At 62.6% G+C, this 19,202-nt stretch carries 18 protein-coding genes; 7 read left to right on the top strand and 11 right to left on the bottom strand.

What is annotated here, in order from left to right; genetic code table 11:
- Positions 1-60: 60 nt before the first annotated feature.
- Complete coding sequence (locus FDM28_RS07780) at positions 61-1,470, bottom strand: DUF5666 domain-containing protein (protein ID WP_138514595.1); 1,410 nt, start codon at positions 1,468-1,470, stop codon at positions 61-63.
- Positions 1,467-2,345, bottom strand: coding sequence for a DUF6502 family protein (locus tag FDM28_RS07785; protein ID WP_138514596.1), 879 nt, complete (start codon positions 2,343-2,345; stop codon positions 1,467-1,469). Before FDM28_RS07785 ends, FDM28_RS07780 begins: the two co-directional genes overlap by 4 nt.
- A gap of 145 nt (positions 2,346-2,490) precedes the next feature.
- On the opposite strand from FDM28_RS07785, the gene FDM28_RS07790 reads away from it, so the two are divergent.
- From FDM28_RS07790 to urtE, 6 genes are all read left to right on the top strand, one after another.
- Positions 2,491-2,892, top strand: coding sequence for a hypothetical protein (locus tag FDM28_RS07790; protein WP_138514597.1), 402 nt, complete (start codon positions 2,491-2,493; stop codon positions 2,890-2,892).
- 198 nt (positions 2,893-3,090) lie between these two features.
- On the top strand, positions 3,091-4,353 hold the full coding sequence (gene urtA, locus FDM28_RS07795) for an urea ABC transporter substrate-binding protein (protein WP_138514598.1): 1,263 nt from the start codon (positions 3,091-3,093) through the stop codon (positions 4,351-4,353).
- A 95-nt stretch (positions 4,354-4,448) separates the two neighbouring features.
- A complete protein-coding gene (gene urtB / locus FDM28_RS07800) occupies positions 4,449-6,029 on the top strand; it encodes an urea ABC transporter permease subunit UrtB (RefSeq protein WP_138514599.1) in 1,581 nt (526 codons plus the stop codon).
- A complete protein-coding gene (gene urtC, locus FDM28_RS07805; protein ID WP_138514600.1) occupies positions 6,026-7,129 on the top strand; it encodes an urea ABC transporter permease subunit UrtC in 1,104 nt (367 codons plus the stop codon). Before urtB ends, urtC begins: the two co-directional genes overlap by 4 nt.
- Positions 7,126-8,007 (top strand): urea ABC transporter ATP-binding protein UrtD, encoded by an 882-nt coding sequence (urtD, locus tag FDM28_RS07810; protein ID WP_138514601.1) that lies wholly within the window; start codon positions 7,126-7,128, stop codon positions 8,005-8,007. Before urtC ends, urtD begins: the two co-directional genes overlap by 4 nt.
- 12 nt (positions 8,008-8,019) lie before the next feature.
- On the top strand, positions 8,020-8,712 hold the full coding sequence (urtE, locus tag FDM28_RS07815) for an urea ABC transporter ATP-binding subunit UrtE (RefSeq protein WP_138514602.1): 693 nt from the start codon (positions 8,020-8,022) through the stop codon (positions 8,710-8,712).
- On the opposite strand, the gene FDM28_RS07820 is transcribed toward urtE, so the two are convergent.
- From FDM28_RS07820 to FDM28_RS07860, 9 genes are all read right to left on the bottom strand, one after another.
- Positions 8,709-10,418 carry a response regulator gene (locus FDM28_RS07820; protein WP_138514603.1) on the bottom strand — a complete coding sequence of 570 codons (1,710 nt, stop codon included), beginning with the start codon at positions 10,416-10,418 and terminating at the stop codon, positions 8,709-8,711. The genes urtE and FDM28_RS07820 overlap by 4 nt on opposite strands.
- Positions 10,419-10,460: 42 nt before the next feature.
- A complete protein-coding gene (locus FDM28_RS07825; protein ID WP_138514604.1) occupies positions 10,461-11,291 on the bottom strand; it encodes an urease accessory protein UreD in 831 nt (276 codons plus the stop codon).
- A 3-nt stretch (positions 11,292-11,294) separates the two neighbouring features.
- Entirely contained in the window at positions 11,295-12,062 is a 768-nt protein-coding gene (locus FDM28_RS07830) for an ABC transporter permease (protein WP_138514605.1), read from the bottom strand.
- A 9-nt stretch (positions 12,063-12,071) separates the two neighbouring features.
- The gene (locus FDM28_RS07835; RefSeq protein WP_240791946.1) at positions 12,072-12,935 is read right to left on the bottom strand and encodes an ABC transporter ATP-binding protein; all 864 of its coding nucleotides are present in this window, start codon (positions 12,933-12,935) and stop codon (positions 12,072-12,074) included.
- A gap of 2 nt (positions 12,936-12,937) precedes the next feature.
- Positions 12,938-13,966 carry an ABC transporter substrate-binding protein gene (locus FDM28_RS07840; protein WP_138514606.1) on the bottom strand — a complete coding sequence of 343 codons (1,029 nt, stop codon included), beginning with the start codon at positions 13,964-13,966 and terminating at the stop codon, positions 12,938-12,940.
- 144 nt (positions 13,967-14,110) lie between these two features.
- Complete coding sequence (locus FDM28_RS07845; RefSeq protein ID WP_138514607.1) at positions 14,111-15,343, bottom strand: M20 family metallopeptidase; 1,233 nt, start codon at positions 15,341-15,343, stop codon at positions 14,111-14,113.
- 15 nt (positions 15,344-15,358) lie between these two features.
- Entirely contained in the window at positions 15,359-17,167 is a 1,809-nt protein-coding gene (gene uraD, locus FDM28_RS07850; protein ID WP_138514608.1) for a 2-oxo-4-hydroxy-4-carboxy-5-ureidoimidazoline decarboxylase, read from the bottom strand.
- A gap of 3 nt (positions 17,168-17,170) precedes the next feature.
- Positions 17,171-18,121 (bottom strand): allantoinase PuuE, encoded by a 951-nt coding sequence (gene puuE / locus FDM28_RS07855; protein WP_138514609.1) that lies wholly within the window; start codon positions 18,119-18,121, stop codon positions 17,171-17,173.
- 17 nt (positions 18,122-18,138) lie between these two features.
- Positions 18,139-18,780 (bottom strand): GntR family transcriptional regulator, encoded by a 642-nt coding sequence (locus FDM28_RS07860; RefSeq protein ID WP_138514610.1) that lies wholly within the window; start codon positions 18,778-18,780, stop codon positions 18,139-18,141.
- A gap of 68 nt (positions 18,781-18,848) precedes the next feature.
- Between FDM28_RS07860 and uraH the strand changes: the two genes are divergently transcribed.
- On the top strand, positions 18,849-19,202 hold the full coding sequence (gene uraH, locus FDM28_RS07865) for a hydroxyisourate hydrolase (protein WP_138514611.1): 354 nt from the start codon (positions 18,849-18,851) through the stop codon (positions 19,200-19,202).

Genomic DNA, 19,202 nt, shown 5'->3' on the forward strand with positions numbered 1-19,202 from the left:
ATGTGCGCGAGTAGCTATAAAAACAGGAGCGGCTGGCGTGCCGGCGAAGCGCTATCTTCGCTATTTTCCGCTGCTGCGTCCACTGGAGCTGCCCGAGCTGCGGGACCCCCCGGAACTTCCGGAGCTGCCCGAGCTTCCCGATGTACCCGAGCTGTCCGATTTGCCGCTGCTGCCGGACGACGAGCCCGACGACGAGCCGGACTTGCTGCTGTCGCTGCTTTCCGTTTTGCCGGAGTTACCGCTGTTGCTGCCACTGGTGTTGCTGCCGTTGCGGCTGTCGTCCCCGCTCTCTGTTTTGCCGGAGCTGCCCGAGTTGGAGTCGTCGGATTTGCCGGAATCCTCTGACTTGCCGCTGCGGCCCTTGTCGTCGCTGCCGCGCCCCGATGAGCCTGGGCGTTTGTCCAGGCTTTGCCGCAGCTCGATCCGCTCTACGGTGATGCGGTCATCGCTGCCGCGCACGCCGGTGATGCGCACCCGCTGTTCGCGTTCGGGGCTCAGCCCGGCGCGCTGGCGCTCACTCACTTGGGTGCCCCAGACCATGCGGCCCTGGCCGATGTCCAGCGCGTCTTTGGAGGCGGCTTTGACAAAGCCTTCCACGACCACGCGCTCCACTGAGCCCAAGGCGTTGCGGGTGGGTTGCACTTCCTGCGCGGTGGCGAGCAGTTGGCTCCCATCCCATGGGCCTTGGAGGCGGACTTCCTGCCCACCCAAGGCTGCACGCCACAGTCGCAAGCCATCCATGAGCCCCAGTGAGCGGGTGTTGATGGTGGCGCCCGCCACGCGGATGCTGCCGTCCGGCCCGTGCTCGGCCGGACCGGACAGGCTGGCCTGGGCTTGCGCTGCCACGGTTTGCACATGGGTGGACTCGATGCTGCCGTCACTCAAGCGCAGGCCGCTCACCCGCACCCACTGCCCGGGGCGCAGTGCGGCCAGCGCGCCGGTATCGCCGCTCCAGTGCACGGTTTGCCCCAGCACCCGCACTTCGCGGCGCGGCACATCCACCCGCTCCACCGGGCCTACCGCCTGGTGCTGGAGTGCGATGCGCTGGGCTTGCAGCTCGTCCCCCTGGCCCCGGGCGACCACGGCCACCATCTGGCCTACGGCCAGCGTGCCGGCCTTGACGGGCTGGCCGTTGTCCTGGATGGGGGTGGCATCGTCGTAATGCACTTCCACCCCGTTGACGCAGATGCTGGCAAAACCGGTGATCACGCCCACAATGCCGGTGCCCCCGATTCCACCGTTGTCGATGCCGGTGCCGCCTATGCCCGGCTTGCCGGCCACATCCCCCGTGCCTCCGATGCCGGGGCGAAGTGCGGTGTCGCCGGTGCCGCCTATGCCTGGTGCCACTGCGGCTTGCGGGTTGATGGGCGAGTCGCTGCGTCCGCACACATTGGCGGCGTAGCCCGGCAGGGCACACAGCAGGCCCAGGGCCAACCAGGCGCTGTGAATGGCGGTGCGGGCGCGGCTCATGCGGCACCTCCGTCCTGCGGGGGCGCGCTGGTTGGAGCGTCCGTCACTGGTTCGGTGTAGAAGTAGATGCCGAAGGTCATGCGGTGTCTGCCGGTGGTCGTGGTGGTGGCGTCGGCCTGCTCCAGGGCCAAGGCGCTTTTGTTGATGGCGAGCAGGGCCTTCATGCCGGCATCGCGCGACTGCTTGGCCAGCTGGGCAACGGAAGCCTGGCTCAGTGCGTCGTACTGCACGCTGCGCTCCAGCAATGGCGCTTGGCCGCCCAGCAGGTTGTGGGCTGCCGCTGCCGCGTGGTCATGCAGGTTGTGGCCGAAGTAATAGGCTTTTTCGTCAAACCCCTCGCTGGGCACGAAGGCCTCGGCATTGAGGCAGACACGGCCTTCGTCATCCAGGCGGGCCACGCCCAGGCGCAGCCATTCGTCCAGCACCACGCGGGAGCGGATGTCGCTGTTCACCCCTGCCACCAGGCTTTCAAACGACAGTTCGCCCCCCTCGCTGGCAAAGCGCGCCAAGGGCAGGGGGCTGCCGTCTTCATGCAGGTAGCGGGCGGTGCCCAGCCACACGGCTACCAGCTGGGCACCGAGGGAAACCACGTCCGGCACCGCCTCGCTGGCTTGTGCCAGCTCGCCGCGCAGGCGGCTCACGTCTTTGCGGTGCACGCCGGTCATCAGGCTGATGCGGCTGTCGGTGGGGGGCTTGTTGTCCAGTCGGAATTCGGTGGCAGCCACGTCCACAAACAGGTTCTTCAGCAGTTCGGCCAGGTAGGGGTAGGTGATGCCTTGCGCCAGCATCACCCGCACCAGCGGGCGCAACACCCGGCGCAGTGCGCGTACCAGTGCGGGGGCCGGGCCGGCGAGAGAGGGGGAGGGACTGTCCATGGCCCAAATGTAACTTGTTTGTGGGAAAAATTTACACAAAATCTATTGTGGTGGGAGATTTTCCCGCATATAGTGCAATTGTGTGTGGGAAAAAATCACACACAATTAGACCAATCTCTCATCATCAACGCAAAGGAAACACACCATGAACGCTCTCCGCACCACCCTCGCCCTCTCTGCCGCCACCTTGATGCTGGCCCTGGCCAGCGCCCCCGCCATGGCGGACAAGGGCAGCTCGTCCGGCCGTTCTTCGTCCTCGGGGTCGTCCTCCTCGGGCTCCTCGTCCTCAGGTTCTTCGTCTTCCGGCTCGTCCAGCTCATCCGGCACATCGTCGTCCTCCACCACGACCGCCAGCGGCACCACCTCGAGCACGGTCAGCACCGCGAGCCGCGATGACTCCGGTGGCACCCGTCGCGGCCGTGGCGCTGACGACGCGGCAGGCCATGTGCGCCAAGGGCGTGGCGCGGACGATGCCGTGGGGCACGTGCGCCAGGGCCGGGGTGCGGATGATGTGACCACCACGACAACGACCACGACCACAAACTGATCGTTCACGTCGCTCCATCAACCGGCTGCGCAGGCATGCCGGTTTTTGGGCGTGGCGGCGGCCGGGCGGTGTACGCCACTAGGCGTATTTCCGGTTCGGGCGGGCAAACCTACAGTCACTCCATCGCATCACAAAACCTCGTTTGAGATTGTTTTGCGACATGCGAGATGGATTTGTTTAACCCCCGGAGAAGCCCACATGCAACGTCGTTTTACTTTGAAGGCACTCACCGCTGCCGTCGCTCTCACCACCTTGTCGGCAGTGCCCGCCTTTGCGGCTGACACCATCAAGGTCGGTATCCTGCACAGCCTGTCCGGCACCATGGCTATTTCTGAAACCGTGTTGAAAGACACCGTGTTGATGGCCATCGACGAAATCAACGCCAAGGGTGGCGTGCTCGGCAAAAAGCTCGAGCCCGTGGTCGTGGACCCCGCCTCCAACTGGCCCCTGTTTGCTGAAAAGACCAAGCAGTTGCTGACCCAGGACAAAGTCTCCGTCATCTTCGGCTGCTGGACATCGGTGTCCCGCAAGTCCGTGCTGCCGGTGGTCGAAGAGCTGAACGGTTTGTTGTTCTACCCCGTGCAATATGAAGGTGAAGAGCTTTCCAAAAACGTGTTCTACACCGGTGCGGCGCCTAACCAGCAAGCGATTCCTGCAGTGGACTACCTGATGAGCAAAGAAGGTGGCGCTGCCAAGCGTTGGGTTCTGCTGGGCACTGACTATGTATACCCCCGCACGACCAACAAGATCCTGCGCGCTTACCTGAAGTCCAAGGGCGTGAAAGAGTCTGACATCGACGAAAAATACACCCCCTTCGGCCACAGCGATTACCAAACCATCGTGGCTGACATCAAGAAGTTCTCTGCCGGCGGCAAGACCGCCGTGGTGTCCACCATCAACGGTGACTCCAATGTGCCTTTCTACAAGGAACTGGGCAACGCAGGCCTGAACGCCAAAGACGTACCCGTGGTGGCCTTCTCGGTGGGTGAAGAAGAACTGCGCGGCGTGGACACCAAGCCTTTGGTGGGTCACCTGGCTGCATGGAACTACTTCCAGTCCATCAAGAACCCGACCAACACCGAGTTCATCAAGAAGTGGTCCGACTACGCCAAGGCCAAGGGCATTGCCGGCCACAAAGACAAGCCTTTGACCAACGACCCGATGGAAGCCACCTACATCGGCATCAATATGTGGAAGCAAGCCGTTGAGAAGGCCAAGTCCACCGATGTGGACAAGGTGATCGCAGCGATGGCCGGCCAAACCTTCAAGGCACCCAGCGGCATCGTGAGCAAGATGGATGAGAAGAACCACCACTTGCACAAGAGCGTGTTCATCGGCGAAATCAAGGCTGACGGCCAGTTCAACGTGGTGTGGAAGACCCCCGGCCCTGTGAAGGCCAAGCCATGGTCTCCTTACATCGAAGGCAATGACAAGAAGCCCGATGAGCCCGCAAAGAAATAAGGCGAAGGCAGGGAGAGGCTAGCGTTTAGCCAGAGCCGCCACAGCCTTGCAAAAGGCGTGGCGGCTTGTTGTTTTTACCCCGGAGAGATTGGCGTATGCCAAAACGAATATTTCAATGGCTGATGATTGCTATGCTTTTGATAGCTGCTCGCGCATACGCACTGAGCGCTGACGAGGCAAAAAGCATGGCATCGGGCGAGAGCGATGCCCGCGTGGCGGCACTGCAAAAAGCGGTGGAAAACGCGGATGCGCGCACGGTGCGCTTCATCCAGGCCCTGGCCGATGATGCGGTGAAGCTCGTGGGCGAGGTACCGGTGATGGTGCTGGATGGCAAGGGCATCGACCCGGTCACCCAGGCAGAAGTGTCGGTGCCAGACACCGCCGAAGACGTGATGAACAACAACCGCATGCGTGGCGAGCTGGACACGGCGCTGGCCGCCGTGAAGCTGCTGTCGCCCGAGGTGGAGGTGCGCCGTGCAGCCATCAAAACCCTGGGCGGGCAGGTGGATGCCGGCAAGCTGCCTTTGCTGGAGAAGGCGCTGGCGAGCGAGACCGCCCCTGATTTGAAAGAAAAGCTGCAGTTGCTGCGCGCCGCCGCCATGCTGGGCAGCGACGATGCAGCCAAGCGCCTGGAGGCGGCCACGCAGTTGGGGAGCAGCGCCCAAGCGGTTACCAAGACCTTGCTGGTGGAGCGCTTGCAGGTCGAGACAGACGGCGGCGTGAAAGCTGCGCTGCAAAAGAGCCTGGGCACCGTGGAAGCCCGCCTTGCGTGGGGTGACCGCTTGGGGGCCATTTTTAGCGGCATCAGTCTGGGCTCCATCCTCTTGCTGGTGGCGCTGGGCCTGGCGATTACCTATGGCCTGATGGGAGTGATCAACATGGCCCACGGCGAGCTGATGATGATCGGCGCTTACGCCACCTACACCGTGCAGGTGCTCTTTCAGAAATACCTGCCCGGTGCGTTTGACTGGTATCTGCTCGCGGCCTTGCCGGTAGCGTTCATGGCCTCTGCTTTGGTGGGTGCGGCGCTGGAGCGCAGCGTGATCCGATTCCTGTACGGGCGCCCGCTGGAAACCTTGCTGGCTACCTGGGGCATCAGCCTGATGCTGATGCAGCTGGTGCGCACCATTTTTGGCGCACAAAACGTGGGTGTGGAAAACCCGAGTTGGATGAGCGGCGGCGTGCAGTTGCTGGGCAACCTTTCGCTGCCTTACAACCGCTTGGTCATCGTCGCCTTTGCCGTGGCGGTGCTGGCCGGCGTGTGGTTTTTGATTGAGAAAACACGCTTGGGCCTGTTTGTGCGAGGCGTCACGCAAAACCGCCCGATTGCCAGCTGCATGGGCGTGAACACGGCGCGGATCGACACCTATGCCTTTGCGCTGGGCTCGGGCATCGCTGGCCTGGCCGGTTGCGCACTGAGCCAGGTGGGCAACGTGGGGCCCGACCTGGGCCAGGGCTACATCGTGGATTCGTTCATGGTGGTGGTGCTGGGCGGCGTGGGGCAGCTGGCTGGCACCGTGTACGCGGCCATGGGATTGGGCATTTTGAACAAGTTCCTGGAGGGCTGGACCGGTGCGGTGCTGGCCAAGATCGCCGTGCTGGTTTTCATCATCATCTTTATCCAGAAGCGTCCGCAAGGCATTTTTGCCATGAAAGGCCGGAGCGCAGAAGCATGAGCAACATCACCTTACCTACCCCTCAACCGCTGCTCACCCGCACAGGCTGGGCCGCCTGGCTGGCTGCGCTCATGGTGTTGTGCGCTCTGGTGCCTGCGTTGAATCTGCTGGTGCCCGCAGGCAGCGCCTTGCACCTGAGCGATTTTGCGGTGGCACTTACCGCCAAGATCATGTGCTACGCCATTTGCGCGCTGGCCATGGGCCTCATATGGGGCTACACCGGCATTTTGAGCTTGGGCCACGGCTTGTTCTTCGCGTTGGGCGGCTACGCCATGGGCATGTACCTGATGCGCCAGATCGGGCTGGACGGCAACTACAAAAGCAATCTGCCGGACTTCATGGTGTTTTTGGACTGGAAAGAGCTGCCCTGGCACTGGGCGCTGTCCGGCAGCTTCGGCGCGACGTTGTTTTTGGTGATTGCTGTGCCCGGGCTGGTGGCCTTTGTGTTCGGCTACTTTGCCTTTCGCTCGCGCATCAAAGGGGTGTATTTCTCCATCATCACTCAGGCGATGACATTTGCGGCTATGTTGCTCTTCTTCCGCAATGAAACCGGCTTTGGTGGCAACAACGGCTTCACCGACTTCAAGCGCATTCTGGATATCCCGATTGCCACCACCAGCATGCGTATGACCTTGTTTGTCATGACCTCGGTGACCTTGCTGGTGTTCTTCCTGCTGGCCCGTTGGTTGGTGGGCAGCAAGTTCGGCCGCGTGTTGCAGGCGGTGCGCGATGCGGAGAGCCGCGTCATGTTCAGCGGCTATTCCACCCTGGGCTACAAGCTCACCATCTGGACCATCTCGGCCATGATGTGCGGCGTGGCGGGCGCGCTGTATGTGCCGCAGGTCGGCATCATCAACCCCAGCGAAATGAGCCCGGCCAACTCGATTGAGATTGCCATCTGGGCCGCAGTGGGCGGGCGTGCGACGTTGATAGGGCCGATTGTGGGCGCCTTCATCGTCAACGGTGCCAAGAGCTGGCTCACCGTGACCTACCCTGAGTTCTGGTTGTATTTCCTCGGTGCGCTGTTCATCGGCGTTACCTTGTTCCTGCCCGATGGTGTGGTGGGATTGATCAAGAAGCTGAAGGGAGGGAAAGCATGACTCCCGATCTGTTGGAGCAAGGCGCCCGTCGCGTGCAGGCGCACATGGAGGCTTTGGCCGCCCACAAGGGGCAAACCGAGTCCGGCGGGCGCACGGCGGGCTTCGGCCGCGTGGCAAACCAGGGCGAGGTAGACGTGACCCACGGGCGTATCCTGTACTTGGAAGATGTGCATGTGAGTTTTGACGGCTTCAAGGCTATCAACGGCCTGTCGCTGGACATTGCGCCCGGCGAGTTGCGCTGCATCATTGGACCCAACGGCGCGGGCAAGACCACGATGATGGACATCATCACCGGCAAAACCCGGCCCGATACGGGCACCGTGTTTTTCGGTAGCACCATTGACTTGCTGCGCTACAAAGAATCCGAAATTGCGCAGTTGGGCATTGGCCGCAAGTTCCAGAAGCCCACCGTGTTTGAGCAACTCTCGGTGTTTGAAAACCTGGAGCTCGCGCTCAAGACCGACAAGGGTGTGAAGGCGTCGATGTTCTTCAAGCTGGACTCCGCGCAGCGCGACCGACTGGCAGACATCCTGCACACCATCCATCTCGCAGACAGCGTGGGGCGCCTGGCGGGCAACCTGAGCCACGGGCAAAAGCAGTGGCTGGAAATCGGCATGCTCTTGATGCAAGACCCCAAGCTGCTGCTGCTGGATGAGCCCGTGGCGGGCATGACCGATGAGGAAACCGAGCGCACTGCAGAGCTTTTTCTCTCGCTCAAGGGCAAGCACTCGCTCATGGTGGTGGAGCACGACATGAGCTTTATCCGCACCATCAGCGACATCGTCACCGTGCTGTGCGATGGTTCGGTGCTGGCCCAAGGCACCTTGGACCAGGTGCAGGCGGATGAGCGTGTGATTGAAGTTTATTTGGGCCGTTGAGGTTGATTTGCCATGCTTGAAGTAAAAAACATCAACCAGTACTACGGTGGCTCCCACATCTTGAGGGACGTGAGTCTGGAGGCCGAGGTCGGCAAGGTCAAGGTCATCCTAGGCCGCAACGGTGTGGGCAAGACCACGCTGCTCAAATCGCTGATGGGCTTGGTCCCCATCAAGTCCGGCACCATCTCCATGGGCGGCAAGGATATTCACAAACTCACCCCGTATGAGCGGGCACGCCTGGGGTTGGGCTTTGTGCCCCAGGGCCGCGAGATTTTTGCCCGCCTCACGGTGGAAGAAAACCTGCGCATGGGCCTGGCCTACAAGCCGGCCGGCACACCGATTCCGGCCGAGCTCTTTGAGTTGTTCCCGGTGCTTCAGCAAATGCTGCACCGCCGGGGCGGCGATTTGTCGGGTGGACAACAGCAGCAATTGGCGATTGCACGCGCGCTGGCCGCGGGCCCCAAGGTGCTGATCCTCGATGAGCCTACCGAAGGCATCCAGCCCAGCATCATCAAGGATATCGGCCGGGTGATCCGCATGCTGGCAGACCGTGGCGACATGGCTATTTTGCTGGTGGAGCAGTACTACGACTTTGCCCAGGAGCTGGCCGACAACTACATCGTCATGGAGCGTGGCGCGGTGTTGGCCCGTGGCATGGGCCGCAATATGGAAGTGGACGGCGTGCGCGGGCTGGTGGCAATTTAAGCGCCGGGCAGCACGCTTTCTGCGGGCTGCGCCGCAGGGGGCGGGTCGGGCAGCTTTTCGAACTCCGGTGCCACCCGCTTGCCGGTGCGCAAGGCCAAGCCTCCTGCCTGGCGTTTTTGTTCTCCCAGCGAGGCACGGTTTACCACGGGGCCGCAGTTGGCTTTGAGTTGCTGCACGGTGCTCAGGAGCTCGGGCGCTGAATGCACTTTGCCGCTGTGCTTTTGCAGCAGCTGGTAGGCGTTGTCGATCAGGCGGGAGTTGAGCGTGTCCCGCCCATGCAGGATGAGGTTTTTCACCGCGCTGGTGGGGTCACCGCCCAGGCTCAGGGCCATGGCGGTTTCGGCGTATTCCAGCACTTGCGATTGCGCGAGCCGCAGCCGGTCGGCATAGGGCGGGTGGGCAATGGCACTGGCCGCCAGCAATTCGGTGAGCGAGCGGTTGCTGCAAAAACGCCGGCCCATCACATCCACCGTTTCTTCCAGTTCATTGAGCTGAATGGCTTTGGCCGCGAGGTTCGCCATCAGCGCCACCAAGTTGCTGGCAGATTCAAAGTCAAACAGCGGCTCGCGCACGGTTTTGGCCATCTCGCGGACTGCCTCGACAGACTTGGCGAACTGGTGCTGCTGGATCAGGTTGAGGGCTTCCACGATGGCCGCCAAGCGGTACAGGCGCGGGTTTTCGGCATCCCGTTCGATGAGGCGCAGCAGGTCATCGTGGCAACGCTGCAGACCCCTGCGGTCGGCGGTGTTGAGCCGGGTGAAGGCCAGCAACACGAGCGTTTGGGCATCGAACATTTTGGACTCCAGGCCCAGGCGCGTGGTTTTGTCCAAGAGTGGCTCTGCCTCCTCATGGTTGCCGGAGTAGTAGGTCATCATCGCCAGGTTCTGCAGGCGGGTGATAGAGGCGGGCGTCAGGGTGGACGCCATTTTGTACGTCTCCAGGGCCTTGTCGAAACGGCCCAGCTCAAACTGGGCGCGCCCCATCACGTCGTAGGCGTCGGCGTAGTTGGCGTCTTCGCCAATCAGCTTTTCGAGGGTGGTGGTGGCCTGGTTGATCTGGCCGGCTTCCAGCTGTGCACGGGCCACGCCCAGCTTGGCCCAGGGCAGGGTCTTGGCGTCCACCACGGCTTTGTAGAGGGTTTGTGCTTCCTGGCAGCGCCCCAGACGCAGTAGCAACTCCGCCCCCACACGGGCCGCGTACAGCCAGAACATGCCGCGGGACTCAAAGCGCTCCAGGCAGAGGCGGGCAGCGTCTTCAAACTTCTCTTCCTCAATCGCGGTGAAGATGGCCTGCAGCGACACCTTGCGCACCCGCGCGGCTACCAACCGGTCTCCCAACTGCGTGGCCTTGTGGGGCTTGAGCATGTAGCCGTCCAACGCGGACTCCGCAGCCTCGGCCACTTTGGCGTAAGTGGCCTCGCCGGTGATCATGATGAACACGGTGGAAAACGGCAGCAACTGATTGCGGCGCAGGTCGTCCAGCAGGTCTTGGCCGGACATGGAGTCCGTGGGGAAGTGCTGCTCGCACAACACAAAGTCAAAGGTGCGGAATTCGAGCTGGCGTCGCGCATCTACTGCGCGGGCCGCTTGGGCGACGCTGGCCACACCGAAGTCCCGCAGCTGGGACACCAGAATGGAGCGCGAGGTCGGATTCCCGTCGACGACGAGCGCAGAGCAAGTGGAAAAATCCGTATCAAGGGCGGCCATCGCAGCCATTATGGTGGCGTAGCCCGCCCTTGAACAGGGGAATTACATGGCCCAAATGCGCGGGTCGGCCCCTGCCAGCTGCCACGCTTGGGCGCGCCACTGCTTGCGCACGGTGCGCAGCAACTGCATGGCGGGCTCCACGGTGGGGGCGAGTACCCGTAACACCAGCGTATGGCCGTTCGGGCTGGTGGCGCCCGCCGTGGCCGCCAGGCTGTGGCCCTGAATGGCAGTCCGGGCGCTGTCCAGCAAGGCCTCTTTCTCTGCCCGGCTCCATGGGCTGCCACTGGCAAAAAACAGGGTGGCGAGGCAGCGGTGGCCGTCCAGCCCGGTGGGGCCGTTCATCAGGCGCTGGTCGTCTGCACGCAAGGTGCCACGCTCCAGCCAAATGCCGGGTATCTCCAAGTGTTGCTCCAGGCTGCCTTTTACAAAGGGCAGCTGGGCATGGGGTAGGCCCAGCGCGGTGATATCCCACCCCAGGCACTGGGCGCCGGGCGCCAGCTCCAGACGCACGCGGTTCACTGCGTGGCAGGCGTCGTAGCAAATGGCTTCCAGCGGCAGCCACTCCAGGCGGGCACCTGCCTCCAGCCGCAAGGTGGTGTCTTGCGTAGCTACCGGGCCCTCAGACCTATAGAAGCGGGTTGCCCCTGGCGTAGTGACCAGCCCGTGGGCATCCGCGCCCACAGTGATGTTCAGCTTCAGGGTATCGCCCCCCACCAAACCGCCCGGTGGGTGCACCAGTACGTTTTGGCAAATGCTGTTCCCCTCGGGGTACAGGTTTTGCAAAATGCGCAGTGGGCCGCTGTGGTGGTAGCGGGCCACACAGCGCTCTGCCTCGACCCGGTAGTCGAGGGCCAATTCAGCATGCCAAACCATGGATCAGTGATTTTGCGAGCCGCGGTGGGCCCAGCCAGTGGTGTGTTTTTCGATCGCGCTGAACAGCTCGTACATCACCATCGCCATGGCTCCCACCACCACCAGACCGGCAAATGCCAGGCCCATCTGCATGGCGGAGCCGGCGCTGATGAGCAGGTAACCAATGCCTTCGTTGGCGGCGGTCATTTCGGACACCGTGGTACCCACAAAGGCCAGCGTGATGGCGACCTTGAGCGAGCCGTAGAAGTAAGGCATGGAGCGGGGCAGGCCGACTTTCATCAGCACATCCCAGCGCTTGGCGCCCAGCACCCGCAGCACGTCTTCCAGCTCCGGCTCCAGCGTGGCCAGGCCGGTAGCAATATTGACCATGATGGGAAAGAAGCTGATCAGAAACGCCGTCAGGATGGCCGGGCCCACCCCAATGCCGAACCACACCACCAGAATCGGCACAAACGCTGCCTTGGGCAGGGCGTTGAACGCCGTCATCAGCGGGTACACCGCGGCATAGGCCAGCCGTGAGCTACCGATCACAAAGCCCAGCAACACCCCCACCACGATGGCAATGCCAAAGCCCGCCATGGTGACCCAGAAGGTGCGCCATGCATGGCCGGCGATGATGCTCTTGAACTCCCAAAACTGGCTCCAGATGCGTGCCGGACTGGGGAACACAAACTCCGACACCGCGAAGACGCTGCACAGCACCTGCCATAGCAGGATGAAGACCACCAGCAGCACCCAGGGGGCCCAGGTTTCGATTTGTTTTTTGCTCATCGCCTGCCTTTATTGGGTGATCGCACCAGAAGCCGCCGGGGCGGTCGAGCGCATGGCGCCGATGTGCCCGCGCAGCTCGTGCACGATGTCGGTGAATTCCTTGGTGTAAGTGATCTCCAGGTCGCGCGGGCGCGGCAGGTCGATCTCACGCTTCACCACAAAGCGGCCGGGGCTCTTGCTCATCACATAGACCGTGTCGGCAAGGAACACCGACTCACGCAGGTCGTGCGTCACCAGAATCACGTTGAATTGCTGCTCGGTCCACAGGTCGCGCAGGATGCACCACAGCTCTTCGCGGGTGAAGGCATCGAGCGCGCCGAAGGGCTCGTCCAGTAGCAGCATTTTGGGTTCGTGGATGAGGGCGCGGCAAATACTGGCCCGCTGCTGCATGCCGCCTGAGAGCTGCCAGGGGAACTTGTCCTCATAGCCACCCAGGCCGACTTTCTGCAGCAGCTTGCGCGCCCGCTCTTCATACTCTTTGCGCTTGGCTTTGAAGTTGCTGCGGTAGGGCTCCACAATTTCCAGCGGCAGCAGCACGTTGTCCACCGTGGTGCGCCAGGGCAGCAACGACGAGGCCTGGAAGGCCATGCCGGAAATCTTCAACGGCCCGGTGACGGGCGCGTTGTCGATCAGGATCTGGCCCTTGGAGGGCATCTTCAGGCCGGTGGTCAGCTTCATGAAGGTGGACTTGCCACAGCCGGACGGGCCGACGATGGCAATGAACTCTCCCTTGCGCACCTTCAGGTCGATGGCTTCGACGGCAAAATGGTTTTGCTTCAGCAGCTCATCGTTGTAGGCAAGCCAGACATCCTGGAAGTCCACAAACCAGGGAGAGGCGGGCGCAGTCATCGGCGCTTTCTGGGGCGCGCTCATGCTCACTTCTTGGGCAGGATGTTGAGTTCCGCCTTGGAGGGCAGGAAGCTGCCGTTCCACACCGCATCGGGGTTGATACGGGTTTTGGTGTTGAAGGCATCCGACACCTGCGATGCCATCAGCGACAGGCGCGGGCCATTGACCTGGCCGAAGCCCTCGGTGCGCGCATTGGCGCTGTTGATGGCTGTATCAATCGCCAGCTTGAGGCGGCGGGTTTCCAGCTCGGTGTTGATGATGCCGTCACGCGCCTTGACATCGTTGATCGCTGCGGCCGGGTTGGCCATCACATCCTTGGCGCCCTTGGTGAATGCCAGCAAAAAGGCTTTCACGGCGGCCGGGTTTTCTTTGAGTAGCTTGGGGGTGGCGATGATGGCGTTGCCATACAGCTTCACGCCAAAGTCGGGGTAGGGCAGGATCACCACGTCGTCGGCCTTCACGCCCCGGGCTTCGAGGTTGAGCAAGGACGTGAAGGTAAAGCCGGTGATGGCGTCCACATCGCCGCGGGCCAACATGGTTTCGCGTAGGGGTGGGTCCATGGCGGTCCATTGCACACCACTCACATTGTTGGCTTTGGCAAAGATGGGGAAGGCGCGGCGGCCGGCGTCAAACACGGGGGCGCCGAGCTTTTTGCCGTTCAGGTCGGCGGGGGTTTTGATGCCGGATTTTTTGAGCGCCATCACCGAGGCCGGCGTGTCGTTGTAGACCATCATCACCGCTACGGGTTTGTTGGGCGCGTCGGGGTTGTTGGCGTGGAACTCCATCAGCGCGGCCAGGTCGGCAAAGCCCATGTCGTAGGCGCCCGAGGCCACGCGGGTCACCGCGCCGCCCGAGCCGTTGCCGGCGTCCACGGTGACGTCCAGCTTGGCGTCCTTGAAATAGCCTTTGGCGGCAGGGGTGAGAAACAGCGCCGAGGGGCCTTCAAACCGCCAGTCCAACTGGAACTTGATGGGCGTGCTTTGGGCCAAGGCAGAGCCGGCTGCCAAGGTGGCGGCGGCAAAAGCAATCGCGTGGAGAAACTGGCGCTTTTTCATCGTACATCCTTCAGTGTCAACAGATGGGTAGAGCGAAGCAAGAAGAGTGCCCAACTTTGGGGCGTTCTCCTTGGCGGTGCGTTTCATTCTCCGGGGACGGCTGCCTGCGCTGCACAGGGCTTACCCTGTGCAGGTACGTCGTCCTCAGGCTTGCAGCAGATCCAGCAACGTCCGCGCGACCACTTTGGTGGCTTTGCGTAAATCTTCCAAGCTCACCCGCTCGTCGGCGCGCTTGGCATGTGACTCCAGCACGGTGCGCGGGCCGGCCCCGTAGATAACGCCGGGGATGCCGCGCTCGGCAAACAGCCGCACATCGGTGTACAGCGGGGTGCCCATGGCGGGGATGGGTTCGCCAAACAAGGCTTCGCCATGTTTTTGCAGCGCATCGACCAAGGGTTGGTTACTTGCCAAGGGACGCATGGAATTGGCCAGCAGCAGGCGCTTGATATCTACGGTGATTCCAGGTATCTGGGCAGTCGCGTCGGCGATCACTTGGCGAATGGACGCTTCTACCGCGGTGGGGTTTTCTTCGGGGATCATGCGGCGGTCCAGCTTAAAGACCACTTTGCCGGGCACCACATTGGTGTTGGTGCCGCCTTCGATGCGGCCCACGTTCAGGTAGGGGTGGTTGATGCCGTCCACGTCAGAGGTGACTTGCTTGTACAGCGTGTTCTGGGCGTACAGCGCGTTCAGGATGTGCACGGCGCCTTGCAGTGCGTCCACACCACTTTCGGGAATGGCCGCATGCGCCATCTTGCCGTGCACCGTCACTTCCATTTGCAGGCAGCCGTTGTGCGCGGTAATGACTTGGTACGAAAAACCGGCCGCCAGCAGTAGGTCAGGCTTGGTGAGGCCCTTTTCCAGCAACCAGCCGGGGCCGAGTTCGCCGCCGAATTCTTCGTCGTAGGTGAACAGTAGCTCCACGCCGCCCTTCAGCGGCAAGCCCAGCGATTCGAGGGCGCGCACCGCAAAGGTGTAGCTGGAAAAATCGCTCTTGCTCACGGCGGTAGCGCGGCCGTACATGTTGCCGTCGGCAATTTCGCCACCGTAGGGGTCATGCGTCCAGCCTTCGCCGGGGGGCACCACGTCGCCGTGGGCGTTGAGGCCGATGGTGATGCCACCGGCCGAGTAGGGGCGGCGCACCACCAGGTTGGTGATGCTTTGCATGCCGGCAGCCTGTACCTCACTGGCGGGCACGCTGTGTTTTTCGGCCTGCAGGCCCATGGCGGCCAGCAGCTCGGCGGTGCGTTCGGCGTGCGGGGCGTTGTTGCCAGGGGGCGTGTCGGTGGGTACGCGCACCAGTTCTTGCAGAAAGCGCACTTGCTCGTCAAAGTGCGCGTCAATCCAGGTGTCGAGTTGTTGGTAAGGGGTGGTCATGGTGGGCTCAGAAGTTCAGGCCGCGTGGGCCAGTTGGTGCAGCAGATGGCTGAAGGCATCGACCGCGAGTTGCATGTCGTCGCTGGTGGTGGATTCCAGCGGGTTGTGGCTGATGCCGGAGTTGAGGCCGCGCACAAACAGCATGGCCTGCGGCAGGATGGTGTGCAGCTTCATGGCGTCGTGGCCGGCGCCGCTGGGCATGCGGTGCAGCGGTACGCCTAGTGCGCTCACTGCAGCTTCCCAGCGCTGCTGCCATTCGGGCGCGCTGGGGGCTGCGCTGGCCTGCATGGTGCGGGTGAGGCTGTGGTGCAGACCCCGGCGCTCGCAAATCAGGCGCAGGCCGGTGAGCACTTTGTCTTCTAGCGCGTCGCGCTGTGCATCGGACGGTGCGCGCAAGTCCAGCGAAAACTGGCAGCGCCCCGGTATCACGTTGATGGAGCCGTTCGGTACTTGCAGCTGACCCACGGTGCCTACCGAGTCGCCATCTTGGGTGGCGCAGTGCTCCACCAGCAAGATCAGTTCGGCCACCGCAGCAGCCGCGTCGCGGCGTTGGCCCATGGGGGTGGTGCCGGCGTGGCTGGCCATGCCGGTGATCTCGCCCACGTAGCGCACGCTGGCGTTAATGGAGGTGACCACGCCCAACGGAATGTCCAGCGCGTTAAGCACCGGGCCTTGCTCGATGTGGACTTCCACAAAGCCTTGGTAGTCAACAGAGTTGCGGCGGATGGCGCCAATCGCGTTCACGTTCAGCCCGGCTTTTGCCATGGCGTCGCGCATGGTGATGCCATCGGCGTCTGTCTGGTCCAGCCACGTGGGGTCAAAGTCGCCGGTCAGTGCGCCCGAGCCCAGAAAGGTGGCTTTGTAGCGCTGGCCTTCTTCCTCGGCAAAGGCCACCACTTCCAGCGCATACGGCAGGCGCTGGCCTTGAGTCTTGAGCGCCTGCACGCAAGCCAGCGGCACGTAGATGCCCAGCCGGCCGTCGTACTTGCCGCCGTTGCGCACGGTGTCATAGTGGCTGCCGGTGAGCAGGGTTTTTGGTGAATTTTGGTTCTGGCGCTCGTCGGATGTGCGCTGGTAGCTATCATTTTCATAGCGACCAACCACATTGCCCACCGCATCGATGGTGGCACTGTCGCAGCCGGCCGCCAGCATGTCGGCCTGGATCTGGCGGGCGCAGGCCAGGTGAGCCTCCGTCAGGTAGGTCACGGTGAGTTGTCCGGTGCCTGCATAGGCGGCATCGGTGTGTTGGGCCAGCGCCTCTTGCCAGTCCCACACCTGATGGCCTTGGGTCGGGGTGTAGCCGAACTTGTCGTTCAGGCGGATCTCGGCAATGCGGTGCACATTGCGCAGGCACTCGGCCAGCTCAAAGTCCGGGTGGCCTTGCACGCGGCGCTCCAGCGTGGCGATGATCTCCGCTTTGGAGAGGCCCGTGCCGCGCGGGCCGCGCACAGCGAGAATGAAGGGAAAACCGAAGCGCGCGTTGTACTCCGCATTCAGACGCTGGATTTTGTCGAACTCGGGCGGTGTGCAATGCGTGAGGCCGGCTTTGCTTTGCTCGTTGGTGCTCTCTGCGGTGAGGCTTTTATCCACCATGGCCTTGCCGGCCAGTTCGGGGTGGGCGCGTAGGAGCGCGAGCTGGGGCTCGCGTCCCGCTGCGGCCACCACTTGCGCCATGCCATGTTTGAAGGCCGCAAGTGACACAAAGGGCCGTTGTTGCAAAGCCTTTTCCACAATCCAAGGAGAGTGCTCGTACAAGCCGTCCAGCAGGCGTACCGCCTCGCTCAGCGGCAGGGTGTTGAGTTGTTCCAGAGTTAGTGTGCTCATCACTCAGCCTTGATAAGGATGCGTGGCTTTCCAGTGCCGCGCAATGTCAATGCGCCGCGCCACCCACACGTGCTCGTGCTGGCCGATGTGGTCCAGAAAGCGCTGCAGCGCCGTGATGCGTCCGGGGCGGCCCAGCAGGCGGCAATGCATGCCGATGCTCATCATCTTGGGGGCGTTCAGGCTGTGAGGGTCGCCTTCGGCGTAGAGCGCATCAAACGTGTCTTTCATGTACTGGAAAAACGGGTCGGCGTGCGAGTAGCCCTGGGGCAGGGCGAAGCGCATGTCGTTGCAGTCCAGCGTGTAGGGCACGATGAGCTGGGGCACCACGCTGCCGTCGGTCTTTTGCACCTTCATCCAGAAGGGTAGGTCGTCGCCGTAGTAATCGCTGTCGTACTCAAAACCGCCGTAGTCGGCCACCAGGCGGCGGGTGCGCGGGCTGTCGCGGCCGGTGTACCAGCCCAGCGGTCTTTGCCCTGTCAGCTTTTCGATGGCCGCCATGCCCAGTTGCATGTGCTCGCGCTCCTGCGCCTCGTCCATGTTCTGGTAATGAATCCAGCGGTGGCCATGGCAGGCAATCTCGTGGCCCAGCTCCACCAGGCGGCGGGTCAGCTCGGGGTAGCGCTCCAGCGCCATGCCCACGCCGAACACAGTCAGCGGCAGACCACGTTGCTCGAATTCGCGCAGGATACGCCATACGCCGGCGCGGGAGCCGTATTCGTAAATGCCTTCCATGCTGATGTGGCGGTCGGGGTAGCTCGCGGGATTGAACATCTCGGAGAGGAATTGCTCCGAGCCGACGTCGCCATGCAGTACGCTGTTTTCGCCGCCTTCTTCGTAATTGAGGACGAATTGCACGGCTACGCGGGCCTGGCCGGGCCACTGGGCGTGGGGGACGTATTCGCCGTAACCGATGAGGTCGCGGGGGTAGGGTTGGGTACTGTCGTAGGTGCTCATGGGGTTTCGCGAGGGCGTCAGAAAGTGTCTTCCGGGGGCAGGGTGAGGCTGGCTTCCACGTGCTGCAGGTGCTCGTCCATCAGCCGCAGGGCCAGAGCTTCGTTGCGGGCTTCCAGGGCGTCCACCAGCGCTGCATGCTCCTCATGGGAGTGCGCGGCCGAATCGCTGGACTGGTACATCAGCGTGATGAGCGAGCAGCGCGAAAGCAAGTCCATCAGCATCAAGGCCAGCACCTCGTTGCCGAGCAGTTGGGCCATGCGCACATGGAAGTCGCCCAGCAACTCGGTGCGGTTGCTGATGCTGCCTTGGTGGACAGCACTTTGTTCTTCGGCAATGTGGTGGCGCAGCGCATCGATATGGTCGGGAGTGGCGGCAGCAATGAATGCACGGACCATGCCGGCTTCCAGCATGCGGCGCACGGCAAATACCTGGCGCGCTTCGGTTACTGACGGTGCCGCCACAAAGGCGCCACGCGCCGGCTCCATGCGAATCAACCGGTTGCGTGAGAGCTGAAACAAGGCCTGCCGCACCAGGGTGCGCGACACGCCGAACTGGTCGGCCAGTTTTTGCTCGGCCAGTTTGGCGCCGGGTTTGAGCTGGTGGTCCACGATGGCGGCGGTGATGGCCTCCACGATGAAACCGGTGGTAGTGGTCTCCATGAATCCATGATACCGAGATTGCCCAAAAGTGTATACACTTTGAATTTTCCACTCGAAAGGCAGGCGCCATGGGCTTGAGCACGCACGTACTGGACACCATGCACGGCACCCCGGCCGCAGGCATGACGGTGGCGCTGTACACCACGGACGGTGAGTCGGCCACGCTGGTAAAACGCTTTGTGTTGAACGCAGATGGCCGCAATCCGGATGGCCCGCTGTATGACAACGCCAGCCTGCAAACCGGCACCTACCGCTTGGTGTTTGAGGTGGCGCCGTATTTCAAGGCCCGGGGCGTGGTGCTGCCCGAGCCGAATTTTTTGAACCGCGTGGCGCTCGATTTCGGCGTGGCCCATGCCGACCAGCACTACCACGTGCCTTTGCTGGTAAGCCCTTGGAGCTATTCGACCTACCGGGGCTCTTAA

It is taken from the genome of Rhodoferax bucti (genome assembly GCF_005876985.1).
GTDB classification, from domain to species: Bacteria; Pseudomonadota; Gammaproteobacteria; order Burkholderiales; family Burkholderiaceae_C; genus Allorhodoferax; species Allorhodoferax bucti.

Excerpts from the sequence above, each read along its gene's own strand:
- FDM28_RS07780 (WP_138514595.1), bottom strand. The coding sequence starts at position 1,470 with ATGAGCCGCGCCCGCACCGCCATTCACAGCGCCTGGTTGGCCCTGGGC.
- FDM28_RS07785 (WP_138514596.1), bottom strand. The coding sequence starts at position 2,345 with ATGGACAGTCCCTCCCCCTCTCTCGCCGGCCCGGCCCCCGCACTGGTA.
- FDM28_RS07790 (WP_138514597.1), top strand. The coding sequence starts at position 2,491 with ATGAACGCTCTCCGCACCACCCTCGCCCTCTCTGCCGCCACCTTGATG.
- urtA (WP_138514598.1), top strand. The coding sequence starts at position 3,091 with ATGCAACGTCGTTTTACTTTGAAGGCACTCACCGCTGCCGTCGCTCTC.
- urtB (WP_138514599.1), top strand. The coding sequence starts at position 4,449 with ATGCCAAAACGAATATTTCAATGGCTGATGATTGCTATGCTTTTGATA.
- urtC (WP_138514600.1), top strand. The coding sequence starts at position 6,026 with ATGAGCAACATCACCTTACCTACCCCTCAACCGCTGCTCACCCGCACA.
- urtD (WP_138514601.1), top strand. The coding sequence starts at position 7,126 with ATGACTCCCGATCTGTTGGAGCAAGGCGCCCGTCGCGTGCAGGCGCAC.
- urtE (WP_138514602.1), top strand. The coding sequence starts at position 8,020 with ATGCTTGAAGTAAAAAACATCAACCAGTACTACGGTGGCTCCCACATC.
- FDM28_RS07820 (WP_138514603.1), bottom strand. The coding sequence starts at position 10,418 with ATGGCCGCCCTTGATACGGATTTTTCCACTTGCTCTGCGCTCGTCGTC.
- FDM28_RS07825 (WP_138514604.1), bottom strand. The coding sequence starts at position 11,291 with ATGGTTTGGCATGCTGAATTGGCCCTCGACTACCGGGTCGAGGCAGAG.
- FDM28_RS07830 (WP_138514605.1), bottom strand. The coding sequence starts at position 12,062 with ATGAGCAAAAAACAAATCGAAACCTGGGCCCCCTGGGTGCTGCTGGTG.
- FDM28_RS07835 (WP_240791946.1), bottom strand. The coding sequence starts at position 12,935 with ATGAGCGCGCCCCAGAAAGCGCCGATGACTGCGCCCGCCTCTCCCTGG.
- FDM28_RS07840 (WP_138514606.1), bottom strand. The coding sequence starts at position 13,966 with ATGAAAAAGCGCCAGTTTCTCCACGCGATTGCTTTTGCCGCCGCCACC.
- FDM28_RS07845 (WP_138514607.1), bottom strand. The coding sequence starts at position 15,343 with ATGACCACCCCTTACCAACAACTCGACACCTGGATTGACGCGCACTTT.
- uraD (WP_138514608.1), bottom strand. The coding sequence starts at position 17,167 with ATGAGCACACTAACTCTGGAACAACTCAACACCCTGCCGCTGAGCGAG.
- puuE (WP_138514609.1), bottom strand. The coding sequence starts at position 18,121 with ATGAGCACCTACGACAGTACCCAACCCTACCCCCGCGACCTCATCGGT.
- FDM28_RS07860 (WP_138514610.1), bottom strand. The coding sequence starts at position 18,780 with ATGGAGACCACTACCACCGGTTTCATCGTGGAGGCCATCACCGCCGCC.
- uraH (WP_138514611.1), top strand. The coding sequence starts at position 18,849 with ATGGGCTTGAGCACGCACGTACTGGACACCATGCACGGCACCCCGGCC.